Raw genomic sequence first — 23,561 nt, 5'->3', positions numbered from 1 at the left:
GAGATCGAACCACGCGGTCCCATCGAGACCGAAGCAGCCCGCCGCCTTGCCGACGACCTCAACGATCAGTAGCCAGCCAATTACCCCACACTTTCTCAGCGAGCGGCGTCCAGCAGGGCCCGCTGCTCGGCGGTCAGTTCCAGGTCGAGCGCCGCCAGGCTCTCGTCCAGCTGGGCCACCGAGGACGCGCCGACCAGCGGGATCACCGGGAGTTCGCCGCCGAGCAGCCAGGCCAGCACGACCTGGTTGCGGGTGGCGCCGGTCTGCCGGGCCACCGCGTCGAGGGCGGCGAGGCGGGTGGGGGTGCCGGCGTGGTCGAAGGACGGGCCGAGCGGCTTGTCGGCGCGGACGTAGCCGCCGCCGAGCAGCGGGGAGTAGGCGACCAGGGTGAGCTCGGGGCTCTCCTTCAGGTACGTGACCAGGTCGCCCTGGACGGCGGCCTGGTCGCCGTCCGCGCAGGTCAGGCCGGGCAGGTCGGCGCGGCGGCGCAGGTAGGTGTGGCCGTACTGGAGCACCTCGTAGCCCGGCAGCCCCGCCTGCGCGGCGAGGTTGCGGGCCCGCTCGACCCGCCAGGACCAGTGGTTGGAGACGCCGAGCAGCCCGACCGTCCCCTCCTGCACCAGCTCGCCGAAGGCGTGCACCGTCTCGGCGAGCGGCACCTTCGTGTCCTCGACGTGCGCGTACAGCAGGTCGAGCTTCTCGACGCCCAGCCGCTTCCGGCTGGCCTCCGAGGACGCCCTGATCACCTCCGCCGACAGTCCCTCGCCGTTCTCGACGAACCCGGTGCCGGGCGCCTTCGGCCGGGCCCCGAGCTTGGTGGCGATCACCACCTCGTCGGTGATCCCCCGGCTGGCCCGCCACCGCCCGAGCACCTCCTCGCTGATCCCGCCCTGCCCGCCGTCCTGCCAGTACGCGTAGTTGTTCGCGGTGTCGACGAACGTCCCGCCCGCCTCGACGTACCGGTCCAGCACCGCGAAGGAGGTCGCCTCGTCGGTGAGCGTGCCGAACAGCATCGCCCCGAGGCTCAGCACGCTGACCTCACGGCGGGTACGCGGATCGGTTCCGATGGTGCGCTTGCGCATCCGGGAGTTCCCCTCGTTCTCCGCGACCCGCCCGGTGCGGGCCGCGGTCACGAGTCTGGAACCCGGAGCGCGCTCCAGGTCAAGCAGAGGTGTGGACCACCCGGGCGCCGTCCACCGGCCCGTACGTCGCGTGGGCGGTGCGGCAGGTGCCGGAGGTGCGCAGGGCGGTGGCGATGTGGGCGGCGGCGTCGGCGTCCTTGGCGAGGAAGGCGCAGGTGGGGCCGGAGCCGGAGACCAGGGCGGCCAGGGCGCCGGCCTCGGTGCCGGCGTGCAGGGTGTCGGCGAGGGCGGGGCGCAGCGAGACGGCGGCGGCCTGCAGGTCGTTGCCGAGGGCGGCGGCCAGCGCGACGGGGTCGCCCTCGGCGAGGGCGGCGAGCAGGGCGGGGTCGGCGTCGGGGACCGGGACGTCCTCGGCGGAGGAACCCAGCCCCGATGCCTCGCGGAGGCGGTCGCACTCCCGGTAGACCGCCGGGGTGGAGAGCCCGCCGTCGGCGACCGCGAACACCCAGTGGAAGGTGCCGGCCACCGGCAGCGGTTCCAGCAGTTCGCCGCGGCCGCGGCCCAGGGCGACGCCACCGAGCAGGGCGAACGGGACGTCGGAGCCGAGTTCGGCGGCGAGTTCCAGCAGGACGGGCAGCGGGGTGTCCAGGCCCCACAGCGCGTCGCAGGCGAGCAGCGCGGCGGCGCCGTCCGCGCTGCCGCCCGCCATGCCGCCGGCGACCGGGATGGCCTTGTCGATGTGCAGGTGGACGCCGGGGTCGGCGAGGCCGTGGTGGGCGGCGAGCAGCCGGGCGGCGCGGGCGGCCAGGTTGCCGTCGTCGAGCGGGACGGCGTCGGCGTCGGGGCCGTCGCAGCTGAGCGTGACGCCCGCGCCGGGGGTGGCGGTGACCTGGTCGCCGAGGGCGACGGCGAAGAAGACGTTCGCCAGGTCGTGGTAGCCGTCGGGGCGGACCCCGCCGACGCCGAGCTGGACGTTGACCTTGGCGGGGACCCGGACCGTGACCATGTTCAGTGTTCCTCTGCTGCCTCTGTGGCCTTGGGCTTGTGCTCGGCGATCGCGGCGAACTGCTCGACCGTGAGCATCTCGCCGCGCAGCATGTGGTCGATCCCGGCGCCGCGCAGCGCCTCCTCGGCGGCGGCGGGCGACCCGGCCCAGCCCGCCAGCGCGGCCCGCAGGGTCTTGCGGCGCTGGGCGAACGCGGCGTCGACGACGGCGAACACCTCGCGGCGGGTGGCGGTGGTGGCGGGCGGGTCGCGGCGGATCAGCGAGACCAGTCCGGAGTCGACGTTCGGCGCGGGCCAGAACACGTTCCGCCCGATCGCCCCGGCGCGCTTGACGTCCGCGTACCAGTTGGCCTTCACCGAGGGCACGCCGTACACCTTGTTGCCGGGCTTGGCGGCGAGCCGGTCGGCGACCTCGCTCTGCACCATCACCAGGGTGCGCTCGATGCTGGGGAAGGTCTCCAGCATGTGCAGCAGCACCGGCACGGCGACGTTGTACGGCAGGTTGGCCACCAGCGCGGTCGGCGCGGGGCCGGGCAGCTCGGTGACGTCCATCGCATCGCTGAGCACCAGGTCGAAGCCGTCGGCCTTGGCGGGCATCCGGCCCTTCACGGTGTCCGGCAGGTGCCGCGCCAGCACCGGGTCGATCTCCACCGCCGTGACGTGCCGCGCCACCTCCAGCAGCGCCAGCGTCAGCGACCCGAGCCCCGGCCCGACCTCGACCACCGCGTCCTCGTCCGTCACCCCCGCCGCCCGGACGATCCGCCGCACGGTGTTCCCGTCGATGACGAAGTTCTGCCCGCGCTGCTTGGTCGGCTTCACGCCGAACGCCTCGGCCAGCGCACGGATGTCGGCGGCTCCCAGCAGGTGGCCGTCGGAGGTGGGTTCGGTGGTGCTCACCCGCCAAGGATACGGTTGACGTCCCCAAGACCCTAAGGTGCCTGGTTTTCTGCCACGGCCGGTCGGCCGTCTCGGTGGGTTCCTGCTTCTCGGCGCGGTGCGGGCACGGATGCCCGTCCTACCCGTGCTCCACAGGCGTTTGGCCTGTCCGCCCGTCCGGCGGCCAGGATGTTGCGGGCTGCGTTCACGTCGCGGTCGTGGACGCTTCCGCAGGCCCTGCAGGTCCACGCGCGGACCTTGAGGGGTTTGGGGCCGTCCTTGACGCCGCAGGCCGAGCAGACCTGCGAGGTGGGCTCGAAGCGGCCGATGCGGGCGAAGGTGCGCCCGTGCTTGCGGGCCTTGTACTCCAGCATCGAGACGAACTGCGACCACCCGGCGTCGTGCACGGACTTGGCGAGCCGGGTCCGTCCGAGGCCGGACACCGCGAGGTCCTCCACGTACACCGCTTGGTTCTCGCGGATGATGCGCGTGGATTCCCTGTGGTGCCAGTCCCGGCGGCGGTCGGCCACCCTGGCGTGCTGACGCGCCGCCTTCCTACGGGCCTTCGCCCGGTTCTTCGATCCCTCCTCGCAGCGGGCGAGGGACTTCTGCAGGCGCTTGAGCTTCTTCTCCGCCCGACGCAGGAACCTCGGCGAGTCGACCTTGCGGCCGTCGGAGAGCACCGCGAAGTGGGTGAGCCCGAGGTCGATGCCGGTCTCGGTGTCCAGCTCGGACAGGATCTTCGGATCGGTGTCCACGACGAAGGAGGCCCAGTACCGGTCGGCGGCGTCCTTGGTGACGGTGACTGACGTCGGGACGGTCGGGAGTGCCCTGGACCAGCGCACATCCAGGTCACCGACCTTCGCCACGTACAGGCGCCCGGACTCGCGCAGGCAGAAGCCGTTGGCGGTGAACCGGATCGACTGCCGACTGTCCCGCTTGGACTTGAAACGCGGCGGCGCGACCTTCGGACCCTTGCGCCTGCCGGTGACGGAGGAGAAAAAGCTCCGGTACGCGGTGTGCAGGTCCCGCAAGGACTGCACCAGCACCACCGACGACACCTCCCCCAGCCACGCCCGCTCGACGGTGTGCTTCGCCGTGGTGATCACCCGCTTCTGCAGCTCGGTGTCCCCGATGTACGGCGACCCCGCCGCGTACGCCTCCTGCCGGGCCCGCAATCCGTCGTTGAACACCGTCCGCGCACACCCGAACGCCCGAGCCAACGCAATGCGCTGACCCGACGTCGGATACACCCGGAAGTTGTAGCGGAGCTGCACGGTGGTGACTCTACGTGGTGTCACTGACACTGAAGCGGCTCCGGCTCTCCGATCCGAGAAGCGGCCGCCCCGGCCCACTGAACCAGGCTTGTACGCAAGAATCCGGTCAGCGCTTGACGAACCGCTTCAGATCGATCTCGACGGGGAACGGCAGCTCGGTGCGGAGCGACCCTTCGTGCACGGCGACCGGGAGGTAGACGCCCTGCTCCCGGTCGAGCCGGAACTCGTGCACGACGGGGACGTCGTCGTCCCCGCGCTCGACGCGCCAGTAGGACGGGACGCCCTTCTCCGCGTACAGGCCGGGCTTGGTGAACCGGTCGGCCACCCGCGACCCGGGGGAGACCACCTCGATGGCCAGGACCACCGACTCCACCGGGGTGCACAGCAGTTCGCCGACTTGCAGGCCCGTCCCGTCGAACACCACCAGGTCCGGCAGAACCACGCCGCGCCCGTCGAGCAGGACGGCTCGCTCCGCGCTCACGTCGTAAGGCCCGCTGCCCGCCGCGAGCAGTTCCACGAGCAGGCGGTCCCGCACCCGGTCGTGCCACCACGGTGTCTGGCCCTTGACCGCGATCGTTCGTCCTCTGGCCACGATCGTGCCGTCCACCAGTTCCCACTTGAACGGCAGATCGAGCTCATTGGCCTGGTCGAACGTCCAGCCGCCGACCGGCGGCTGCATCCAGTCGATCGGTTCGGTACCCATCACGGCCTCCTCGCTCTCTCCAACGAGCGCGCCCGGCACCGGGATGCGCTCAGTAGCCGAAGGCACGGGCCGTGTTCGCCGCGATCGCCGTCGCCAACTCGTCCTCGCCCAGGGCCAGGTGGGCCGCCATCGCCCGCAGGGTGACCGGGATCAGGTAGGGGGCGTTGGGGCGGCCGCGGTAGGGGTGGGGGGTGAGGAAGGGGGCGTCGGTCTCGATCAGGACGCGGTCGAGGGGGGTGGCGGTGAGGGCTTCGCGCAGGGGGTGGTTGGCCTTGTAGGTGACGGGGCCGGCGAAGGAGAGGTACCAGCCGTGTTCGGCGCAGGTCTTGGCCATGGCGGCGTCGCCGGAGTAGCAGTGGAAGACGGTGCGTTCGGGGGCGCCCTCTTCGAGGAGGAGGTCGATGACGTCCTGGTGGGCGTCGCGGTCGTGGATGACGAGGGCCTTGCCGTGGCGCTTGGCGATCTCGATGTGGCGGCGGAAGGACTCCTTCTGCAGGTCGACGCCCTCGGGGCCGGTGCGGAAGTAGTCGAGTCCGGTCTCGCCGACGGCGAGGACGTGCGGGAGGGCGGCGAGGCGGTCGATCTCGGCGAGGGCTTCGTCGAGGGCGGCCTGCCCGCCGGGCTTCCGCCGCTGGCCGGACCAGCCGTCGGGGTCGCCGAGGAAGATCCGGGGGGCTTCGTTGGGGTGCAGGGCGACGGCGGCGTGCACCTGTTCGTGCTCTTCGGCCAGCGAGGCGGCCCACCGCGAGCCGGGGACGTCGCAGCCGACCTGGACGACGGTGGTGACGCCGACCGAGGCGGCCCGGGCCAGGCCCTCGGCGGGGGTGCCGGACTGCATGTCGAGGTGGGTGTGCGAGTCGGCGACCGGGACGGCCAGCGGCTCGGGGAGCGGCGGCGGGGTGGAGCGGTCGTCGTTCTTCTTCGCGGCCATCAGGAGGTGGTCTTCTCTTCGAGTCGGGGGAACAGGGGGTCGCCCTTGGTGACGGTGACGCCGGCGGGCAGGCGTGCGGGGTCGGCGAGGCGCTGGTCGGCGAGCGGGCCGAGGGCCGGTCCGGCGCCGAGGGAGTCCCAGAGCGCGGACGCGGCGGTCGGCATCACGGGGTTGAGCAGGACGGCGGTGGCCCGCAGCGCGTCGGCGGCGGTGTACAGGACGGTGGCGAGCCGGTCCGCGTCCGCGGGGGACTTGGCGAGCTTCCAGGGCTCCTGCTCGGTGAGGTAGCCGTTGACGGTCTTGATGAACTCGAAGACCGCGGCGATGCCGCCCGCGAAGTCGAGTTCCTCGCCGATCCTCCGGTCGGCCTCCTCGACGGCCTTCGCCAGCGCGTCCGCGACGGCCTGTTCGGCCCGGCCGGGGGCGGCGGCCGCGGGCAGCACCCCGTCGTGGTACCTGCCGATCATCGCGGTGACCCGGGAGGCCAGGTTGCCGAAGTCGTTGGCGAGTTCGGAGGTGTAGCGGGCGGTGAAGTCCTCCCAGGAGAACGAGCCGTCGGTGCCGAACGGGACGGCCCGCAGGAAGTAGTAGCGGTAGGCGTCGACGCCGAAGTGCGAGGTGAGGTCGGTGGGGGCGATGCCGGTGAGATTGGACTTGCTCATCTTCTCGCCGCCGACCATCAGCCAGCCGTTGGCGACGATCCGGCGGGGCAGCGGCAGTCCGGCGGCCATCAGCATGGCGGGCCAGATGACGGCGTGGAAGCGCAGGATGTCCTTGCCGACCAGGTGCACGGAGGCGGGCCAGAGCCGGGCGAAGCGCTCGGGGTCGGCGCCGTAGCCGGCGGCGGTGATGTAGTTCTGCAGGGCGTCGACCCACACGTACAGGACGTGCTGGTCGTCCCAGGGCAGCGGGATGCCCCAGTCGAAGGTGGAGCGGGAGATCGACAGGTCCTTGAGGTCCTGTTCGACGAAGCGGAGCACCTCGTTGCGGGCGGCGGCGGGTTGGATGAAGTCCGGGTGGGCGGCGTAGAACTCCAGCAGCTTCGGGCCGTAGGCGGAAAGCCGGAAGAAGTAGTTCTCCTCCTCCAGCCACTCGACGGGGCGCCGGTGGATCGGGCAGAGCTTCTCGTCCTCGGTGGCGCCGGGCAGCAGTTCGCCGGGGAGCTTGTACTCCTCGCAGCCGACGCAGTAGGGGCCAGTGTAGCTGCCCCGGTAGATCTCGCCCTTGTCGTACAGGTCCTGGACGAACTCCTGGACCCGGTCGGTGTGCCGGGCCTGGGTGGTGCGGATGAAGTCGTCGTTGGCGATCCGCAGGTGCTCCCAGAGCGGCTTCCAGGCTTCCTCGACCAGCCGGTCGCACCACTCCTGCGGGGTGGTGCCGTGGGCCTCGGCGGTGCGCAGGATCTTCTGGCCGTGCTCGTCGGTGCCGGTGAGGTACCAGACGTCCTCGCCGCGCTGGCGGTGCCAGCGGGTCAGCACGTCGCCCGCGACGGTGGTGTACGCGTGGCCCAGGTGGGGCCGGTCGTTGACGTAGTAGATCGGGGTGGTGACGTAGTACGCGCCGCCGCCGGGGTGCTCTGCCATGGCCGCCATAGCCCGGGATCCTAGTCGGGCGCGGCCCCGCCCCGGGCGGGGGCGGGGCCGGGCGGGGTCAGCCGGTGCGGCGGGAGCCGAACGGCCAGCGGCGGCGCCGGGCCCGCAGTCCGGGCGGTTCCGGCGGGCCCTCGGGTTCGGCGGTGGGGGCGTAGCCGGAGCCCTTCTCCATGACGGCGGCCACGCCGGCCACCCGCCCGGCCCGCATGATCCGGACCCGTTCGCCGCCGCAGCCGGGGCAGACCAGTTCGCGCAGCGGGGAGGGGACCCGGACGCCGTTGGCCGTGTACTCGACGACGGTGTGGCCGTCCTTGGCCGTGTGGTGCTCGATGTCGTACGCCTGCTCCCAGCCGTAGCCGCAGTTGAGGCAGGCGAAGGAGTACGCCTCGTGGACCGTCTGCACGGGGGCGGGACGGCTGGTCGTGCCGAGGCCGCTGGGTGCTCCGCCGTTCCGGGGGCTGTCGATCGTGTCGCTCATGCGCCACCTCGCTTCGCTCGGAGCCCGTCGCCCGGTCCTTCCGGCCGGGTGCGGGTTGTTCCATCCCAGGGAATGCCCGGGAGGCTCCGTCCGATGCCCGGCTTGCCAAGTCTTGGTCCCGAATTGGCCCTCCGCTGGGGTGCTCATTCCAACGTACGCGCGATTCCGGCCATTGCCATACAAACTGACCGGTGGGGCGGCGGGGCGGGGCGGGGCGGCCGGCCGGTCAGGGGGCGTGCTTGGCGGCCACCACGGCGTCGAACACCACCGACTTGCGCAGGCCCAGGTCGGCCGCGACCGCCGCGATCGCCTCCTTGCGGCGCTCCCCGGCCTCCTCGCGGACGGCCACCCGGCGGGCCAGCTCGGCCGGGCCGACCTCCTCCGGCGCGGCCGGCGGGGCGCCGGCCACCACCACGGTGATCTCGCCCCGGACGCCGTCCGCGGCCCAGGCGGCCAGCTCGCCGAGCGGGCCGCGCTTGACCTCCTCGTAGGTCTTGGTCAGCTCCCGGCAGACCGCGGCCGGGCGGTCGGCGCCGAACGCGGCGGCCATCGCCTCCAGCGTCTCGGCGATCCGGTGCGGGGCCTCGAAGAACACCATGGTGCGCGGCTCGGCGGCGACCTGGGCGAGCTGCCGGGAGCGGTCGCCGGCCTTGCGCGGCAGGAAGCCCTCGAAGGTGAACCGGTCCACCGGCAGCGCGGAGAGCGCCAGCGCGGTCAGCACCGCGGACGGGCCGGGCACCGCGGTCACCTTGATCCCGGCGGCCACGGCGGCGTCCACCAGCCGGTAGCCGGGGTCGGAGACCGAGGGCATCCCGGCGTCGGTGACCAGCAGCACCCGGGCGCCGCCCTGCAGCGCGGCCACCAGCTCGGGGGTGCGGGCCACCTCGTTGCCCTCGAAGTACGAGACCACCCGGCCCGCCGGGGCGACGCCCAGCGCCTGGGTCAGCCGGCGCAGCCGCCGGGTGTCCTCGGCCGCGATGACGTCCGCGCCGGTCAGTTCGGCGCGCAGTCGGGGCGGCGCGTCCTCGACGTCGCCGATGGGGGTACCTGCCAGTACGAGAACACCAGTCACGGCACCATCCTCCCCTACCGGCGGGCGGCCCGTGGCTGGTGAGCGGGGCGCGGGTGGGAAGCGAGGGTCGGGGACCCCTTGTGACTTCCGCCATTGCCCCTACGATGTGGCCCGTGAACGGCGACATGGAGAGTGGTATGGACCACCCCGAGCGGGGCGGCGTGACCGTGCTGGAACCGGCCGACCCGGCCGCCGTTCCGGCGCCGCGCGCGGAGCCCGGACCGACCTCCCGTTGGGCCCGCGCGCTGGCCGGCGCCGGCTACCGGGCGCCCCGACGGGCGTCCGCGGCCGAGCAGTTGGTGCCGCCGATGCCGGACGGGCCGGGGGTCACCCCCGCGGTGGTCGAGCCCTCGCCGCTGCTCGCCCGGCTCGGCGTCCGGCTGCCCGACCCGCTGTGGTCCTGGCTGTGCCGGTGGGCCGGCTGGCTCGGCCCGCTCGCCGTCGCGCTGTTCGCCGGGGTGCTGCGCTTCACCAACCTCGGCAGCCCGCACGCGCTGATCTTCGACGAGACGTACTACGCCAAGGACGCGTACGCGCTCTGGCACCTCGGCTACGAGAGCAGCTGGCCCGACGACGCCAACGGCCTGATCACCGCGCCCAACCCGGCCGTCCCGCTGCAGCACCAGGCCGCGTTCGTGGTCCACCCGCCGGTCGGCAAGTGGATCATCGCCCTGGGCGAGCAGCTCTACGGGATGTCCCCGCTGGGCTGGCGGTTCATGGTGGCGGTGCTCGGCACCCTCTCGGTGCTGATGCTGGCCCGGATCGGCCGCCGGATGTTCCGCTCCACCCTGCTGGGCTGCGTGGCGGGCCTGCTGCTGTCCGTGGACGGCCTGCACTTCGTGCTCAGCCGCACCGCCATCCTCGACCTGCTGGTGATGTTCTGGTTCCTGGCCGCGTTCGGCCTGCTGCTGGTCGACCGGGACCGGACCCGGGCCCGGATCGCCGAGCGGATCGAGCAGGGCCTGCCCGCCGACTGGTGGCACCTGGGCCGGCGCCCCTACCGGCTGGCCGCGGGCGTCTGCCTGGGCCTGATGACGGGCACCAAGTGGAGCGGCGCCCCGGCGATCCTGGCCCTGGTGCTGCTCGCCGCGTTCTGGGACTCCTCGGCCCGCCGGCTGGCCGCGGTCCGCCGCGTCCCCGGCAGCCTGCCGCTGATCGTCCGCCAGCTCTGGGACTTCTGCTGGTCCGGCCTGAGCATCGGCCTGGCCGCGGGCGCCACCTACCTGGCGAGCTGGACCAGTTGGATCCTCTCCTCCCCCGAGCCCGGCAAGGGCGGCTACCTGCGCGACTGGGCGGCCCAGCACCCCGGCGGCTCCTGGACCTGGATGCCGGACTGGGCCCGCAGCCTGTGGCACTACCACCACGAGATCTGGCACTTCAACGTCAACCTGACCAGCCCGCACACCTACCAGTCCAACCCGTGGAGCTGGCTGCTGCTCGGCCGCCCGGTCTCCTTCTTCTACGAGTCCCCGAAGAACGGCCAGTCCGGCTGCACCACCGCCGAGTGCGCCCGCGAGGTGCTCGCCATCGGCACCCCGCTGCTGTGGTGGGCGGGCATCGTCGCGCTGGCGTACTGCCTGTACCGCTGGGCGATGCGCCGCGACTGGCGGGCCGGGGCGATCCTGTGCGCGCTGGCCGCCGGCTACCTGCCCTGGTTCAACTACCAGGCCCGGACGATCTTCCTGTTCTACGCGGTGTGCTTCGTCCCGTTCCTGGTGCTCGCGGTGACCATGATGATCGGCGCGATGCTGGGCCGGGCCGACGCCTCGCCCGACCGCAGGCTCGCCGGGGGCACCGGCGCCGGGCTGCTGGTGGTCGCCGTCATGTGGAACTTCCTGTACTTCTACCCGATCTACACCGGGCAGACGATCCCGATGGACGACTGGCGGGCCCGGATGTGGCTCGACACCTGGATCTGACCGGCCCGGCCGGACGGCCACGACACCTGCACACGTGTACCGGAACTGTCACAAACCACCGGCGTGTCGTGAGTGCACGGAAGAGGTCTGCCTATGGTGTCGTGGCCGCTGAACTCCGACGGCCACGACACACCCTGGGGGACACGACGTGAACAAGGGCGCGAAGATCGGCGTCTCGGTGATCGCAGCCGCGGTGCTCGTCGGCGGCGGGTACGGGGCCTACGCCCTGGTCTCCGGCGACGGCTCGGGCGGGGCCGAGGCGAAGAAGCCGCGCACGGTGGTCGCCGAGCCCCCCAGCCAGGAACTCGCCGCCTCCGGCGCCAAGGCCTTCCTCGACGCCTGGGGCAAGGGCGACCTGTTCGCCGCCGCCAAGCTCACCGACGACCCGGACAAGGCCCAGGCCGCGCTGGAGGCCTTCCAGTCGGGCGTCAAGCCCAGCGCCGTCCACCTCACCGTCGGCGGGCCCACCACCGCGCCCAGCCCGGCCGCGTCCAAGTCGGCGTCCGCCCCGGCCTCGTCCTCGGCCTCCGCGTCGGCCTCCGCCACCGGGAGCCCCGCGCCCACCGGCGTGCTGGAGAGCTTCAAGGCGTCCCTGGAGTTCGCCGACACCGGCACCCCCTGGAACTACGACGGCGTGCTCGGCGTGGTCAAGATGAGCGACGGCACCGCCGCCGTGCACTGGGCCCCCAGCGTCATCCACCCCAAGCTGGACGCCAACGAGACCATCTCGATCAAGCCGCTGTACGCCGCGCCCTCCACCGTCACCGACCGCAAGGGCCGGCCGCTGGCCGCCTACGCCTCGCTCGCCGGCCTGCTCAACAAGCTCAAGAGCGCGGCCCCGCAGGGCGGCGACCCGGCGGACGCGGGCAGCGGGGTGGTGATCTCCGCCGCGAACGCCTCCGGCAACAAGGGCGCGGACGAGAAGCTGTTCACCATCAAGGACCCCAGGCCCGTCCCCAACCTCAAGCTCACCATCGACGCCGACCTGCAGGCCGCCGCCGAGCAGGAGGTCGCCGCCACCGGCAAGCCGTCCTCGCTGGTGGCCGTCGAGCCCAGCAGCGGCAACATCCTGGCCTACGCCTTCTCGCCCTCGACCGGCCAGAACCGGGCCTTCTCCGGCGCGACCGCGCCCGGCTCCACCATGAAGGTGATCACCTCGGCGGCCCTGCTGGAGGCCGGCCTGACGCCCACCTCGCCGATGCCCTGCCCGGAGACCACCATGGTCACCGGCAAGTCCATCTCCAACGACGAGCCCGGCGCGCACCCCGACTACACGCTCACGGACGCGTTCGTGAACTCCTGCAACACCTCCTTCATCGAGAAGGGCAAGGACGTCCTCAAGCCGGGCAGCCTGCCCGCCATCGCCAAGGACGTCTTCGGGCTCGGCCTGGTCTGGCAGACCGGCCTGTCGAACTTCGACACCGACATCCCGACCGAGGGCAACATGGCGGGCGCGGCCAGCGAGTTCATCGGCCAGGGCAAGGTGCGCACCAACCCGCTCGCCATGGCCTCGGTCGCCGCGACCGTGCAGTCCGGGGTGTTCCGGCAGCCGATCCTGGTGCCCGGCATGGCGCAGGCGAAGGCGGCCCGCAACCTCTCCCCCGAGGTGCTCGGCAGCCTGCAGTCGCTGATGGTGCAGACCGTCCGCTCCGGCACCGCCGCCGCCGTCAAGCCCGCGCTGCCGGCCGGCTCCGGCGCGAAGACCGGCACCGCCGAGGTCGACAACAGCACCGACGCGAACTCCTGGTTCACCGCCTACTCCGGCAACCTGGCGGTCGCCGCCGAGGTCCAGGGCGGCGGCCACGGCGCCACCGCGGCCGGGCCGGCGGTCTCCAAGGTGCTGCGGGTCGGCAACAAGTAAGCAGCGCCGCGACGGAGAGCAGGGCCCCTCCCAGGGGTCCCTGCTCTCCGCGTTCCGGGCTAGTTGTCGGTGCCGGCGAACCTGCGCAGCAGGTTCTCGGTGACCTTGCGGGTGAAGTCCCCGGCCCGGCCGTCGATGCCGTGGATGGCGCTGCCGCCCGCCGGGCCGGTCGCGTCCAGGGACTCCACCCAGCGCATGGTGCCGGTGGCGAAGACCAGCGCCCCGCTGCCCGCCGTGTAGAGCGCGGTGTCCGCGTAGGAGTGCCGGCCCTCGCAGACCACCGGGGAGTGCGCGATCGTCTCGATGCCGGCCGGGGTCGGGAAGGACGGGTCGACCCGGTCGTACTCGACGCCGACCAGGTGCGGGAAGCTGTCGCCGCTCTTCGCCCCGGTGCCCGCCAGCAGCCAGTGGCCGGGGTTGGTGACCACGTACGGGGCGTCGACCGGGTAGCCGTCGTAGATCACGCCGAGCAGCGAGGACTCGGGGTCGGCGCCGGGCGGGGAGCGGAAGTCGGTGGTGGCCGGGTGGCCCGCCCTGTAACCCGGGTCGTCCTTCCAGGCGCCCTTCCAGCAGACCACGGTGCGGTCCGGCCCGGTCGGCGAGGGTTCGTAACGGACACGCCGGTAGCAGCAGTTGGCGCCGAGGAAGGCCAGGTGGGTGCCGGCGTCCCGGGCGGCGGTGACGTGCGCGCGCTGCTCCGGGGACCAGTACTCGTCGTGGCCGAGCGAGAGCACCGCCCTGGCGCCGTGCAGCAGTTCGGGGTCGGCGGCCAGGTCGATGCCGGTGGTGTAGGAGAGCGGGATGCCGAGCTTCTCGGCGAGCGCGATCAGCGGGGCCTCGTAGACCAGGAACAGCCCGGCGCCGTCGTCGTACCGGTAGGGCCGGTCGAAGCCGACCTGCAGCGAGCGGGTGGGCAGGCCGCCGGTGGGGCCGTTGTACAGGTTGTAGCCGCCCCACTCGTTGTACGCCTGCCAGGTGGTGACGGCGTTGACCACGACGGTCGTCCCGGCGGTGGTGCGCGAGCGCACCGTCAGCGGGACGTACTGCTGTCCGGCGCCGCCGTCGGCGTCCAGGCGCAGCAGGTAGCAGCCCTCGGGCCAGCCGGTGGTGTCGACGGTGGTGGTGCGGGGCCAGGCGGTGCTGACCGCGCGGGTGGTCCGGTCGACGGTGAACGGCGCCTGCTTGCCGCCCGGCAGCGGCCCCGACGTCCAGACCCGGCGGCCGCGCGCGCCGCCGTACCAGCCCATCCGGTAGGCGGTGACGGTGAAGCCGGGGGCGGTGGTGGAGACGTGCAGGCCGACCTGTTCGCCGGGCAGGGCGCTGACCCGGTCCGCCCAGCCCTCGATCGTCCCGGCCGGGCCGGCGTTGCCGATCCGCCAGTCCGCGTCGCCCGGGCGGGCGTTCTCGGCGGCGGTGGCGGACGGGCTCGGGGCCGGGGTCGGCGCGGCGATGCCGCTGCCGGGGGCCGGGGCGGGCCCGGCGGGGCGGCCCGGGCCGCAGGCGGTGAGGCCGGCCGCGGCGCCCGCGGCCAGTCCGAGGAATCGACGGCGTCCGGTGGCGCCCAAGCTCACTCCCGTGTTCGAACGTGCTGCGGACACGATAGGCAGGGCCCGGGTCCGGCGGGGCGCCGCCGGACCGGTCATGACCGGTTCTTGGGCGGTTCGGGGTGTTCGGGGGCGCCCCGGCCGTCCCGGTCGGCGAGGCGGGAGTGCTTGGCGCTGTAGGTGAAGTAGAGCACCGCGGCGAGGGCGAGGACGACCGCGAAGGCCAGGAAGGTGTCGGCGTGCAGCTTGGTGATGAGGTAGACGCAGAACGCGGCGCTGAGCAGCGGGGTGACCGGGTAGAGCGGGACCTTGAAGCCGCGCGGCAGGTCGGGGCGGGTGCGGCGGAGCACGATGATGCCGAGGGAGACCGCGGTGAAGGCGACCAGGGTGCCCATCGAGGTCATGTCGGCCAGCAGTTTGAGCGGGAAGACCGCGGCGAGGACGGCGACCGCGGCGCCGACCGCCAGGGTGTTCCAGACCGGGGTGCCGGTGCGGGCGGAGACCCGGGTGAAGGGGGACGGCAGCAGGCCGTCGCGGCCCATCGCGTACAGGATCCGGGTCTGGCCGTAGATCACCACCAGGGTGATCGAGAAGATCGAGACGATCGCGCCGGCCGCGAAGACCAGGGCGGGCCAGCTGTGCCCGGTGACGTCCTGCAGGATCTGCGCGAGCCCGGCCTCCTGGCCGTCGAACCGCTGCCAGGGCTGGGCGCCGATCGCGGTGACGGCGACGGCGAGGTACAGCGTGGTGACGACGACCAGCGAGATCAGGATGGCCAGCGGGAGGGTGCGCCGCGGGTCGCGGACCTCCTCGCCCGCGGTGGAGACGGCGTCGAGGCCGATGAAGGAGAAGAAGATGGTGGAGGCGGCGGTCTGGACGCCGTCCCAGCCGTTGGGCGCGAACGGGGTGAAGTTGCCCGCGCTGAAGCCGGTCAGGCCGACCGCGACGAACAGCACCAGGATGACCAGCTTGATCGCCACCATGACGGCGTTGACCTTGGCGGACTCGCCGACGCCGCGGATCAGCAGGACGGTGACCAGCAGCACCAGGACGACCGCGGGGAGGTTGAAGACCCCGCCCGCGCCGGGCGGGGCGGTGAGCGCGGCCGGGAGGTGCAGGCCGAAGGCCAGGTCGGAGAACTGGTTGAGGTACTGGCCCCAGGTGACGGCGATCGCCGAGGCGGAGACGCCGTACTCCATCAGCAGGCAGACGCCGACGCCGAACGCGACGAGTTCGCCCATGGTCGCGTAGGCGTACGAGTAGGAGGAGCCCGCGACCGGGATGGCGGAGGCGAGTTCGGCGTAGCAGAGCGCGGTGAGGCCCGCCGTGACGGCGGCGATCACGAAGGAGAGCACGACGGCGGGGCCGGCCTCGGGCACCGAGGTGGTGAGGACGAAGAAGATGCCGGTGCCGACGGTGGCGCCGATGCCGATCGCGGAGAGCTGCCAGAGTCCGATGGAGCGGCGCAGGTGCCCGGCTCCGGTGCCGCCCGCTTCGGCGATCAGGGTGTCCACGGGCTTGCGCCGCAGCAGGCGGGTGGTGCTCATCGGTGTCCTTCTGGTGGGGAATCAGCCCGGTGACAGTACCAAAGGGTGGTTTTCCACCGATTGGACCCGCTAGCGGTTGAGCACGGTCTGCATGACGGACCTGGCGATGGGCGCGGCAAGCCCACCGCCGGTGACGTCGTCGGCCTGGCTGTCGGCGACGACCACGGCGACGGCGACCGGCGGGACGGCGGTGGAGCCGGCCGGGCGGGCCCAGGCGATGAACCAGGCGTAGGGGGTGCCGGAGTTGTCGACGCCGTGCTGGGCGGTGCCGGTCTTGCCGCCGACCTCGGCGCCGGGGATCCGGGCGTTGCGGCCGGTGCCGTTCTCGACCACGTCGACCATCAACTGCCGCAGCTGCTGGGCGACCGCGGCCCCGAACGCCTGGCGGTAGAGGCTCGGGTGCATCAGCTGGACCTGGCTGCCGTCGGCCTTGGTCAGCTTGTCCACAAGCTGTGGATACATCACCTGGCCGTCGGCGGCGGCCCCGGCGGCGACCATGGCCATCGCCAGCGGGGTGGCGGCGGTGTCGTACTGGCCGATCGAGGAGAGGGCCAGCTGGGACTTGTTCATCTCGGTGTCGAAGTTGGAGCGGGCGGCGCGCACCGGGGTGTCGAGCCGGGCGTCGTTGAAGCCGAAGTTCTTCGCCATCGCGGTCATCCGGTCGAGGCCGGTCTGCACGCCGAGGTAGCCCATCACGCTGTTGCAGGAGAGCGTCATCGCCTCGTCGAGCGAGAGCCCGGCCCGGTCGCAGGCGCTGGTGTCGTTGTTGAGCGGGGTGGTGGTGCCGGGCATGACGTACGGGTAGGGGGCGTCGGTGGGCGCCTCGATGTCGGTGACCACGCCGTTGGCGAGCGCGGCGGCGGCGGTGACCACCTTGAAGGTGGAGCCGGGCGGGTAGATCTGGCGCAGCGCCCGGTTGAGCATCGGCTGGTCGGGGTCGTCCTGGAGCTTCTTCCAGGCGTTCTGGTCGGCGGCGGAGGTTCCGGCGAAGGTGCCGGGGTCGTAGCCGGGGGTGGAGGCGAGGGCGAGGATCCGGCCGGTGGCGGGTTCGATCGCGGCGACGGCGCCCTTCTGGTTGCCGAGGCCCTGCATGGCGGCGCGCTGGGCGGCCGGGTCGATGGTGGTGACCACGTCGCCGCCGGGCTGCTGCTGCCGGGTGACCGCGTCCCAGACCGCCCAGCCGGCCAGCCGGGGGTCGGTGCCGGAGAGCAGGTCGTCGTAGACGCCTTCGAGCTGGGTGTTGCCGTAGGTCTGGGAGGAGTAGCCGGTGACGGGGGCGTACAGCGCGCCGTCGGTGTAGGTGCGCTTGTAGGCGTAGCGGCCGCCGGTGGGGGCGGAGCCGGTGACGGGCTGTCCGGCGACCAGCAGGTTGCCGCGGGGCTGGGCGTAGCGCTGGATGGTGGCGCGCTGGTTGGCGCTGTTGTGGTCGAGGTCGTGCTTCTGGAAGACCTGGACCCGGGTGGCCTGGACGGCGAGGGCGACGATCAGCAGCATGCAGAAGGTGCCGGCCCGGCGGCCGGTGGTGGAGATGCCCGGCAGGCCCTGCGGCCCGCCGTTGGTGCCCTCGGGCCGGGTGGGCCTCACGCGTCCTCCTCGGGGACGGGGCGCCGGGCGAGGTCGCTCATCCGCACCAGCAGCGCCACGATGATCCAGTTGGTGACCACGGACGAGCCGCCCTGGGCGATGAACGGCAGCGTCATGCCGGTCAGCGGGATCAGGTCGAGGACGCCGCCCGCGACCACGAACACCTGGATGGCGACCAGCGCGGCCAGGCCGATGGCGAGCAGCCGCCCGAACGGGTCGCGCAGCGCGATGCCGGTCCTGAAGCCGCGGGCCACCAGCAGGGCGTACAGCAGGAGGACCGCGAACAGGCCGGTCAGGCCGAGTTCCTCGCCGACGGTGGCCAGGATGAAGTCGGACTTGGTGGCGAAGCCGATCAGCGCGGAGTGGCCCAGGCCCAGGCCGGTGCCGAGCTGGCCGCCCCAGGCGAAGGCGAACAGCGACTGGGCGATCTGGTTGGCGCCCTGCCCGGCCTCGATCGAGGCCAGCGGGTGCAGCCACTCGGTGACCCGGCTGTGCACGTGCGGGGAGAGCCAGCCGACGCCGACCGCGGCCAGCGCGGACAGCAGCAGGCCGATCACGATCCAGCCGGTGCGGGCGGTGGCCACGTACAGCATCACCACGAACAGGCCGAAGAACAGCAGCGAGGTGCCGAGGTCGGTCTCCAGCACCAGCACGCCGACGAACGCGGCCCAGATCAGCAGCACCGGGCCGAGCACCCGGCCCAGCGGCAGCCGGAACCAGAGCACCTTGCGGCCGGTCAGCGCCAGCGCGTCCCGGTGCGCGGCCAGGTAGGCGGCGAAGAAGACCGCCAGCAGGACCTTGGCGAACTCGCCGGGCTGGAAGGAGAGCGGGCCCAGCGTGATCCAGATCCGCGAGCCGTACACCGGCGGGAAGAACACCGGCAGCACCAGCAGGACGAGGGCGACGAACGCGCCGACGTAGGCGTAGCGCTGGAGCCGGCGGTGGTCGCGCAGCAGGAGCAGCACCGCGATGAACAGGCCCACCCCGAGGGTGGACCAGAGCAGTTGGGTGGGGGCGGCGGCGCTGCCGGGGTTGCGGTCGAGCCGGTAGATGACGACCAGTCCGATGCCGTTGAGCAGCACCGCGATCGGCAGCAGCAGCGGGTCGGCCCACCGGGCGCGCCAGCGCACCGCGCCGTGCGCCAGCAGGGCGAGCACGCCGAGCGCGGCGCCGTACTGGGCGGCGTCCGGCGGGGCCTTGCCGTCGAGGTTGACCCCGACCTCGACGTAGCCGAACACCGCGAGGCCCACCGCGGCCAGCACCAGCACCAGTTCGGTCCAGCGCCCCGTCCCGGCCCGCCGCGCGCGGGGCACCCGGGCCGCCCGGGCCGCGGAGTCAGTCGCCACCACCAGCCGTCCTCGCCAGCTCGAAGGGGCACGGACGGCGGGGTGCCGGGCGTCGCGCGCCCGGCCCCCCGCCGGAGGGAGTCCGTGGATGCGTCAGAGCGTCGAGGCCGGGTACGCCGCCTTGGCGATCTCCCGGAGGTGCTCCTCCTCGTCGTGGCTGAGCGAGGTCTGGATCAGCTCGCCGCCGAACTGGGCGACCGCCGGGATCACCTTGTCCTGCGTCGCCGAGCGGACCAGGGCGAACACCGCGGCCTTGCCGGGTTCCAGCTTCTCGCCGACCTGGCGCATGAAGTTGTCGTCCACGCCGGTGTCGGTGGAGGCGCCGACCGCCGCGCCGGTCGCGCCGCCGATCGCGGCGCCCAGGAACGGCATGAAGAACAGCAGGCCGATCACGCCGCCCCACAGGGCGCCGGAGGCCGCGCCCATGCCGGTGTTGGACATGGCCTGGTGCAGCTTGATCTTCCCGTCCTCGCGGCGCTCGACCACCACGACGTCCTCGAGGTCGACCAGCTTCTGCTTCTGCAGGCCGACCAGTTCGTCACGGACCTTCTGCGCGGTGGGGACATCCGGGTAGGCGATCGCGAACAGGTTGCTCACGGCGGGCTTCCTTCCGACAGGCGTTGGGCACGTCCCCCAGCACCCTAGCCACCACCTGCCGCGTTCGACCCGATCCGACCCGGTGTGTCCGTTTCCGGCCCCGGCGCGGGGGCCGCTCAGTCGCCGCGCCGCACCGCGGCGGCCACCGCCGCCCAGCAGCACCCGGCCGCCAGCGCCGCCGCGGCCGGCAGCGTCCACCACGGCAGGTCCGGCCCCTGCTGCCGGGCGCCCAGCACCAGCGTCCGCACCACCGCGTTCGCCGGGGACCCGGGCACCAGCAGCACCGCCACCACCCCGCCCAGCCCCAGCGGCACCGCGTACGCGCCCGCCACCACCGGCCGGTTGCACACCGCGCCCACCGCCGCGCCCGACAGCGCGCACACCAGCGTCGCCAGCCCGCCCCCGGCGGCCATCGGGCCGGACACCTTGCTGCCCAGCAGCAGCACCGCCAGCAGCCCGAGCGCCCCCAGCGCCAGGCCCGCGAGGGCCGCCGCGAGCAGCGCCGACAGGTGCACCCGGGCCCAGCCCGCCGCCGCCACCAGGCAGGCCCGCGACTGGGCCGGCTCGGCGCCCGCCGCGCCGCGCACCAGCCAGCCGGTCACCGGCACCAGCAGCCCGGCCGAGAAGGCGGCCGCCGAGGAGGCGTTGTCCCCGGCCGACAGGCCGAGGCCCAGCACCACCAGGTACGCCAGGCCCGGGGGCAGCCAGCGCTGCGAGCGCACCAGCAGTGCCAGGTGGTAGCGGGTCAGCGCGCGCAGCGTCACGGCCGGACTCCTTCGGGGTGCTCGGGCCCGGCCACGCTGTGGACGTGCACCGGCGGCGTCGAGTCGAGCAGGCGGCGCAGCAGGGCGTCGGAGTGGGCGGCGGCCACGTCGAGGCGGACGGTGCCGTCGGCGAGCGGCTTGCGCTCGGGGTTCCCGGGGAGGTGCTCGGGCAGGCGCTCGGCGCGGACCACCACCACCGCGCGGGGGCCGTCCTCGTCGGCCCGGACGGGCGGGACCGCGTGCAGGGTGCCGTTCCTGACGAGGTGTCCGGCGGTGGTGAGGCCGGCCAGCCGGGCCGGGTCGTGGTCGACGAACACCACCAGCCCGCCGCGGTGGGCCCGTTCGGCGACGGCGGCGTCGAGTTCGCCGCGGGCGGCCCGGTCGAGGCCGGTCCACGCCTCGTCCAGCAGCAGCAGGTCCGCCTCGGCGAGCAGGGCCTGGGCGACCGCGACCTTCTGGCAGGTGCCCTTGGAGAGCCGGCCGATCGGGGTGCCCGCGTAGCCGGTGATGCCGAAGCGCTCCAGCCAGTGGTCGGCGCGCCGGCGCCCCTGGTCGGCGCTCAGGCCGCGGACCCGGGCGAGGTGGCACAGGTAGTCGCGGGCGTCGAACGGCAGTGCGGGCGGGAAGCGTTCGGGCACGTAGGCCCGGCTGCCGGGGGCGCGCACCGTGCCCCGCTCGGCCCGCTCGATGCCCGCCAGGACCTTCAACAGGGTCGACTTCCCACTGCCGTTGGCCCCCTCGACCCGGACGATCCCGCCCGGCTCCAGCACCAGGTCGACGCCCCGCAGGATCCACGGCCCGCCGCGCCCGTAGCGTTTCCCGACCCCGGCCAGACGCACCGTCATGCGCTCTCCTCGCCTGCTCCGTCCGTCCGTTCAGGGTAGGCGGCCGCCCACCACCCGCGTTGGGTGATTCGAACTGACGGTCCCTAGGATCGGCGGGTGATCACCACCACCACACCACGACGGACGGCCCGCGCGGCCGCCCTGTTCGGGGCCCTGACGATAGTCGTCGGCACCGTGCTGGGCACCTTCCCCGCGTACGCCGACGAGCCCGGGGCCCCGCCCGCCGCGACCGAGGCGCCCAAGGTCGACCTGGTCCTGGACGGATCCGGGTCGATGCGCACCATGGACATCCAGGGCAAGAGCCGGATGGAGGTCGCCCAGCAGTCGATCAAGGAGGTCATCGACGCGCTGCCGGACGAGACCGAGTTCGGCATCCGCACCCTGGGCGCGACCTACCCGGGCAGCGACCAGAAGGAGGGCTGCAAGGACACCCAGCAGCTCTACCCGGTCGGGAGGACGAACAAGGTGGAGGCCAAGACGGCCGTCGCCACCGTCCGCCCCACCGGCTGGACCCCGATCGGCATCGCGCTGCGGGCCGCCGCCCAGGACCTGGGCACCGGGCCGACCACCCGCCGGATCGTGCTGATCACCGACGGCGAGGACACCTGCGCCCCGCCCGACCCGTGCGACGTGGCGCGCGAACTGGCCAGCCAGGGCATCCACCTGGTGGTCGACACGCTGGGCCTGGCGCACGACGACAAGACCCGCCAGCAGCTGATCTGCATCGCCAACGCGACCGGCGGCACCTTCACCGACGTCCGCACCCAGGAGCAGCTGACCAAGCGCGTCAAGCAGTTGGTCAACCGCGCCCAGGACACCCACACCATCGCCCCCGCCAAGGTGGCCGGCTCCGAGAAGTGCGCGGACGCCCCGATCCTGACGCCCGGCGTGTACACCGACCGGGAGAAGTTCTCCGAGCACCGGGTGTACCGGGTGCCGGTGAAGGCGGGCGAGGAGCTGCGCGCCTCGGTCAGCGTCACCCCGGACCGGGCGGTCGCCCGGGACTACGGGGTGCTGCTGCAGGCCACCGACAGCGGCGGCCAGGAGCTGGTGCGCGGCAGCGACGCCGGTTCGGGCCGCACCGACGTCGCCTCGACCGGCGTGCGCTGGTCCGCCGCCGGGGACGACTCGTCCTCGGCCTCGGCCTCCCCGTCGAAGGGCGCCGGCTCCGCCGCGAACGTCCGGACGGTCTGCCTGGTGGTCAGCAACTCGTTCGCCGCGCAGGCGGGCGTGCAGGCCGACCCGGGCCTGCCGCTGGAGCTGACGGTGGACGTCGCCGCGGCCTCCCCGGCCCCGGACGGCCCCGCGATGGGCCTGGGCCGCGGCTGGATCCTGCTCGGTGTCCTGACCCTGGCCGGCCTGCTCGCCGGTCTGATCTTCGGCTGGCTGGCACGCTGGCGGATCGCCGTCTGGCGGGAGAACTGACGATGCGCAAGCTCCTCACCGCCGCGGCCTCGGCCGCCGCGTTCACCGGCCTGCTGCTGCTGGCCCCGGCGACGGCCTCGGCCGCGTCCCCGTCCGCCTCGGCCTCGCCGTCCGCCTCGGCGTCCGGCACCGCCAAGCCGGTGCTGAACTCGGTCGGCACCAGCTTCCTGACCGCGACCACGCTGGCCGCCGGCCAGGACGCGGACGTCCCGGTCTCCACCGGCGACTACCTGTACTGGGCGTTCCCGGCCGCCGAGGGCCAGACCCCGACCGTCCAGGTCAAGGTCACCCTGCCGGACGCCGCGGACCGGCACGGCCCGCAGACCTGGTCGCTGGAGCTGTTCGACGGCCTGCGCCGCCGGCAGTCCTGCACCGCGGGCCCGCAGGAGGGCGCCGGCGAGCAGAGCGCCGCCACCCTGCAGCTGAGCTGCACGCTGCGGCAGATCCGCTCCTGGGCCGAGCCGTGGTCCGGCGACCCGCTGCCCGGCACGTACTACGTCCGGCTGTCCACCACGGACATCCCGCAGACCGACCTCGGCCTGGCCGCCACCGTCCACGTGCACGTCGCCGCCAAGGGCGGCGCGGACGACGCCCAGCCCGAGGGCGGCTCGCTGAAGGCCCCGCTGGTGCCGCCGGTGAACGCCGGCGCGACGGCCGCCGCCGCGACGGCCACCCCGGCGCCGAGCGCGAGCGCGACGTACGCGGCGGCGCCCGTCGCGGAAGAGTCCCACTGGTACTCGGACCTCTTCTCCGGCTGGAACACCCGCTGGTGGTGGACCGTCGCGGGCGGCGTGCTGGCCGCCCTCGCCGGCGTCCTCGGCTACACCCTCACCCGGCACCCGCGCGGCCACCACCACCCGCACCGCCCGGCCCCGGTCCCGCACCAGGCGCCGCCGGTGCAGCCGCAGCAGAACAACAACTGGCATTGACATCCTCCCTGGCCTAAAGGCCGGGGATTCCCGCCTGCTCCCGCACCGGTTGGGTGGGTCGCTTCGGGTGGGTTCCTGCTTCGCTGCGCGGTGCGGGCACGGGTGCCCGTCTGACCTGCGCTCCACAGGCTGACACCGCCAGTCCGGCGGCCTTGGCGACGTTGACCGCCGCGTTGACGTCCCG

Annotated in this window: 20 protein-coding genes; 4 read left to right on the top strand and 16 right to left on the bottom strand. The window is 73.4% G+C overall.

What is annotated here, in order from left to right:
• Window positions 1–95 precede the first annotated feature (95 nt).
• From IH44_RS0131470 to rsmI, 9 genes are all read right to left on the bottom strand, one after another.
• Window positions 96–1,082 carry an aldo/keto reductase gene (locus tag IH44_RS0131470; protein ID WP_030463190.1) on the bottom strand — a complete coding sequence of 329 codons (987 nt, stop codon included), beginning with the start codon at window positions 1,080–1,082 and terminating at the stop codon, window positions 96–98.
• 79 nt (window positions 1,083–1,161) lie between these two features.
• Window positions 1,162–2,088 carry a 4-(cytidine 5'-diphospho)-2-C-methyl-D-erythritol kinase gene (locus IH44_RS0131465; RefSeq protein WP_030463189.1) on the bottom strand — a complete coding sequence of 309 codons (927 nt, stop codon included), beginning with the start codon at window positions 2,086–2,088 and terminating at the stop codon, window positions 1,162–1,164.
• Between the two features lie 2 nt (window positions 2,089–2,090).
• Window positions 2,091–2,984 carry a 16S rRNA (adenine(1518)-N(6)/adenine(1519)-N(6))-dimethyltransferase RsmA gene (gene rsmA, locus IH44_RS0131460; protein WP_030463188.1) on the bottom strand — a complete coding sequence of 298 codons (894 nt, stop codon included), beginning with the start codon at window positions 2,982–2,984 and terminating at the stop codon, window positions 2,091–2,093.
• A gap of 32 nt (window positions 2,985–3,016) precedes the next feature.
• Window positions 3,017–4,240 carry an RNA-guided endonuclease TnpB family protein gene (locus IH44_RS0131455; RefSeq protein ID WP_030463187.1) on the bottom strand — a complete coding sequence of 408 codons (1,224 nt, stop codon included), beginning with the start codon at window positions 4,238–4,240 and terminating at the stop codon, window positions 3,017–3,019.
• Window positions 4,241–4,346: 106 nt separating this feature from the next.
• Complete coding sequence (locus IH44_RS0131450) at window positions 4,347–4,943, bottom strand: Uma2 family endonuclease (protein WP_030463186.1); 597 nt, start codon at window positions 4,941–4,943, stop codon at window positions 4,347–4,349.
• Window positions 4,944–4,992: 49 nt separating this feature from the next.
• Window positions 4,993–5,874: a TatD family hydrolase gene (locus tag IH44_RS0131445; protein ID WP_030463185.1), complete on the bottom strand. Its 882-nt coding sequence runs from the start codon at window positions 5,872–5,874 to the stop codon at window positions 4,993–4,995.
• Complete coding sequence (gene metG / locus IH44_RS0131440) at window positions 5,874–7,466, bottom strand: methionine--tRNA ligase (RefSeq protein WP_030463184.1); 1,593 nt, start codon at window positions 7,464–7,466, stop codon at window positions 5,874–5,876. Before metG ends, IH44_RS0131445 begins: the two co-directional genes overlap by 1 nt.
• Before the next feature lie 58 nt (window positions 7,467–7,524).
• On the bottom strand, window positions 7,525–7,944 hold the full coding sequence (locus tag IH44_RS43270) for a hypothetical protein (protein ID WP_051817650.1): 420 nt from the start codon (window positions 7,942–7,944) through the stop codon (window positions 7,525–7,527).
• A gap of 226 nt (window positions 7,945–8,170) precedes the next feature.
• The gene (gene rsmI, locus IH44_RS0131430) at window positions 8,171–9,016 is read right to left on the bottom strand and encodes a 16S rRNA (cytidine(1402)-2'-O)-methyltransferase (RefSeq protein ID WP_030463182.1); all 846 of its coding nucleotides are present in this window, start codon (window positions 9,014–9,016) and stop codon (window positions 8,171–8,173) included.
• A 137-nt stretch (window positions 9,017–9,153) separates the two neighbouring features.
• On the opposite strand from rsmI, the gene IH44_RS0131425 reads away from it, so the two are divergent.
• Window positions 9,154–10,935, top strand: a complete 1,782-nt coding sequence (locus IH44_RS0131425; RefSeq protein WP_030463181.1) for a dolichyl-phosphate-mannose--protein mannosyltransferase — start codon at window positions 9,154–9,156, stop codon at window positions 10,933–10,935.
• A 148-nt stretch (window positions 10,936–11,083) separates the two neighbouring features.
• Window positions 11,084–12,796: a penicillin-binding transpeptidase domain-containing protein gene (locus IH44_RS0131420; protein WP_035956993.1), complete on the top strand. Its 1,713-nt coding sequence runs from the start codon at window positions 11,084–11,086 to the stop codon at window positions 12,794–12,796.
• 59 nt (window positions 12,797–12,855) lie between these two features.
• Here IH44_RS0131420 and IH44_RS0131415 read toward each other — a convergent pair whose 3' ends face one another.
• From IH44_RS0131415 to IH44_RS0131385, 7 genes are all read right to left on the bottom strand, one after another.
• On the bottom strand, window positions 12,856–14,367 hold the full coding sequence (locus IH44_RS0131415; protein WP_369795021.1) for a N,N-dimethylformamidase beta subunit family domain-containing protein: 1,512 nt from the start codon (window positions 14,365–14,367) through the stop codon (window positions 12,856–12,858).
• Between the two features lie 68 nt (window positions 14,368–14,435).
• Window positions 14,436–15,887 (bottom strand): APC family permease, encoded by a 1,452-nt coding sequence (locus IH44_RS0131410; RefSeq protein ID WP_051817648.1) that lies wholly within the window; start codon window positions 15,885–15,887, stop codon window positions 14,436–14,438.
• Between the two features lie 69 nt (window positions 15,888–15,956).
• Window positions 15,957–17,381 carry a penicillin-binding transpeptidase domain-containing protein gene (locus IH44_RS0131405; protein WP_051817654.1) on the bottom strand — a complete coding sequence of 475 codons (1,425 nt, stop codon included), beginning with the start codon at window positions 17,379–17,381 and terminating at the stop codon, window positions 15,957–15,959.
• Window positions 17,382–17,467: 86 nt separating this feature from the next.
• Window positions 17,468–18,817 (bottom strand): FtsW/RodA/SpoVE family cell cycle protein, encoded by a 1,350-nt coding sequence (locus tag IH44_RS0131400; RefSeq protein ID WP_035956998.1) that lies wholly within the window; start codon window positions 18,815–18,817, stop codon window positions 17,468–17,470.
• A gap of 93 nt (window positions 18,818–18,910) precedes the next feature.
• Window positions 18,911–19,414, bottom strand: a complete 504-nt coding sequence (locus tag IH44_RS0131395) for a DUF1269 domain-containing protein (protein WP_030463175.1) — start codon at window positions 19,412–19,414, stop codon at window positions 18,911–18,913.
• A gap of 116 nt (window positions 19,415–19,530) precedes the next feature.
• A complete protein-coding gene (locus IH44_RS0131390; protein ID WP_051817646.1) occupies window positions 19,531–20,178 on the bottom strand; it encodes a hypothetical protein in 648 nt (215 codons plus the stop codon).
• Complete coding sequence (locus IH44_RS0131385) at window positions 20,175–21,023, bottom strand: ATP-binding cassette domain-containing protein (protein ID WP_030463173.1); 849 nt, start codon at window positions 21,021–21,023, stop codon at window positions 20,175–20,177. The genes IH44_RS0131390 and IH44_RS0131385 overlap by 4 nt, the downstream gene beginning before the upstream one ends.
• A gap of 96 nt (window positions 21,024–21,119) precedes the next feature.
• Between IH44_RS0131385 and IH44_RS0131380 the strand changes: the two genes are divergently transcribed.
• Both IH44_RS0131380 and IH44_RS0131375 read left to right on the top strand, forming a co-directional pair.
• Window positions 21,120–22,448, top strand: coding sequence for a VWA domain-containing protein (locus IH44_RS0131380; protein WP_369795020.1), 1,329 nt, complete (start codon window positions 21,120–21,122; stop codon window positions 22,446–22,448).
• A gap of 2 nt (window positions 22,449–22,450) precedes the next feature.
• Window positions 22,451–23,377, top strand: a complete 927-nt coding sequence (locus IH44_RS0131375) for a hypothetical protein (RefSeq protein ID WP_030463171.1) — start codon at window positions 22,451–22,453, stop codon at window positions 23,375–23,377.
• The last annotated feature ends 184 nt before the right edge of the window (window positions 23,378–23,561 follow it).

This window comes from Kitasatospora sp. NRRL B-11411 (genome assembly GCF_000721345.1).
Classification (GTDB): domain Bacteria; phylum Actinomycetota; class Actinomycetes; order Streptomycetales; family Streptomycetaceae; genus Kitasatospora; species Kitasatospora cineracea.
Note: the sequence above shows the minus strand (reverse complement) of the source record. Positions and strands in the feature narration are given on the sequence as shown.

Excerpts from the sequence above, each read along its gene's own strand:
- IH44_RS0131470 (WP_030463190.1), bottom strand. The coding sequence starts at position 1,082 with ATGCGCAAGCGCACCATCGGAACCGATCCGCGTACCCGCCGTGAGGTC.
- IH44_RS0131465 (WP_030463189.1), bottom strand. The coding sequence starts at position 2,088 with ATGGTCACGGTCCGGGTCCCCGCCAAGGTCAACGTCCAGCTCGGCGTC.
- IH44_RS0131450 (WP_030463186.1), bottom strand. The coding sequence starts at position 4,943 with ATGGGTACCGAACCGATCGACTGGATGCAGCCGCCGGTCGGCGGCTGG.
- IH44_RS0131445 (WP_030463185.1), bottom strand. The coding sequence starts at position 5,874 with ATGGCCGCGAAGAAGAACGACGACCGCTCCACCCCGCCGCCGCTCCCC.
- metG (WP_030463184.1), bottom strand. The coding sequence starts at position 7,466 with ATGGCGGCCATGGCAGAGCACCCCGGCGGCGGCGCGTACTACGTCACC.
- IH44_RS43270 (WP_051817650.1), bottom strand. The coding sequence starts at position 7,944 with ATGAGCGACACGATCGACAGCCCCCGGAACGGCGGAGCACCCAGCGGC.
- IH44_RS0131425 (WP_030463181.1), top strand. The coding sequence starts at position 9,154 with ATGGACCACCCCGAGCGGGGCGGCGTGACCGTGCTGGAACCGGCCGAC.
- IH44_RS0131410 (WP_051817648.1), bottom strand. The coding sequence starts at position 15,887 with ATGAGCACCACCCGCCTGCTGCGGCGCAAGCCCGTGGACACCCTGATC.
- IH44_RS0131405 (WP_051817654.1), bottom strand. The coding sequence starts at position 17,381 with ATGCTGCTGATCGTCGCCCTCGCCGTCCAGGCCACCCGGGTCCAGGTC.
- IH44_RS0131385 (WP_030463173.1), bottom strand. The coding sequence starts at position 21,023 with ATGACGGTGCGTCTGGCCGGGGTCGGGAAACGCTACGGGCGCGGCGGG.
- IH44_RS0131375 (WP_030463171.1), top strand. The coding sequence starts at position 22,451 with ATGCGCAAGCTCCTCACCGCCGCGGCCTCGGCCGCCGCGTTCACCGGC.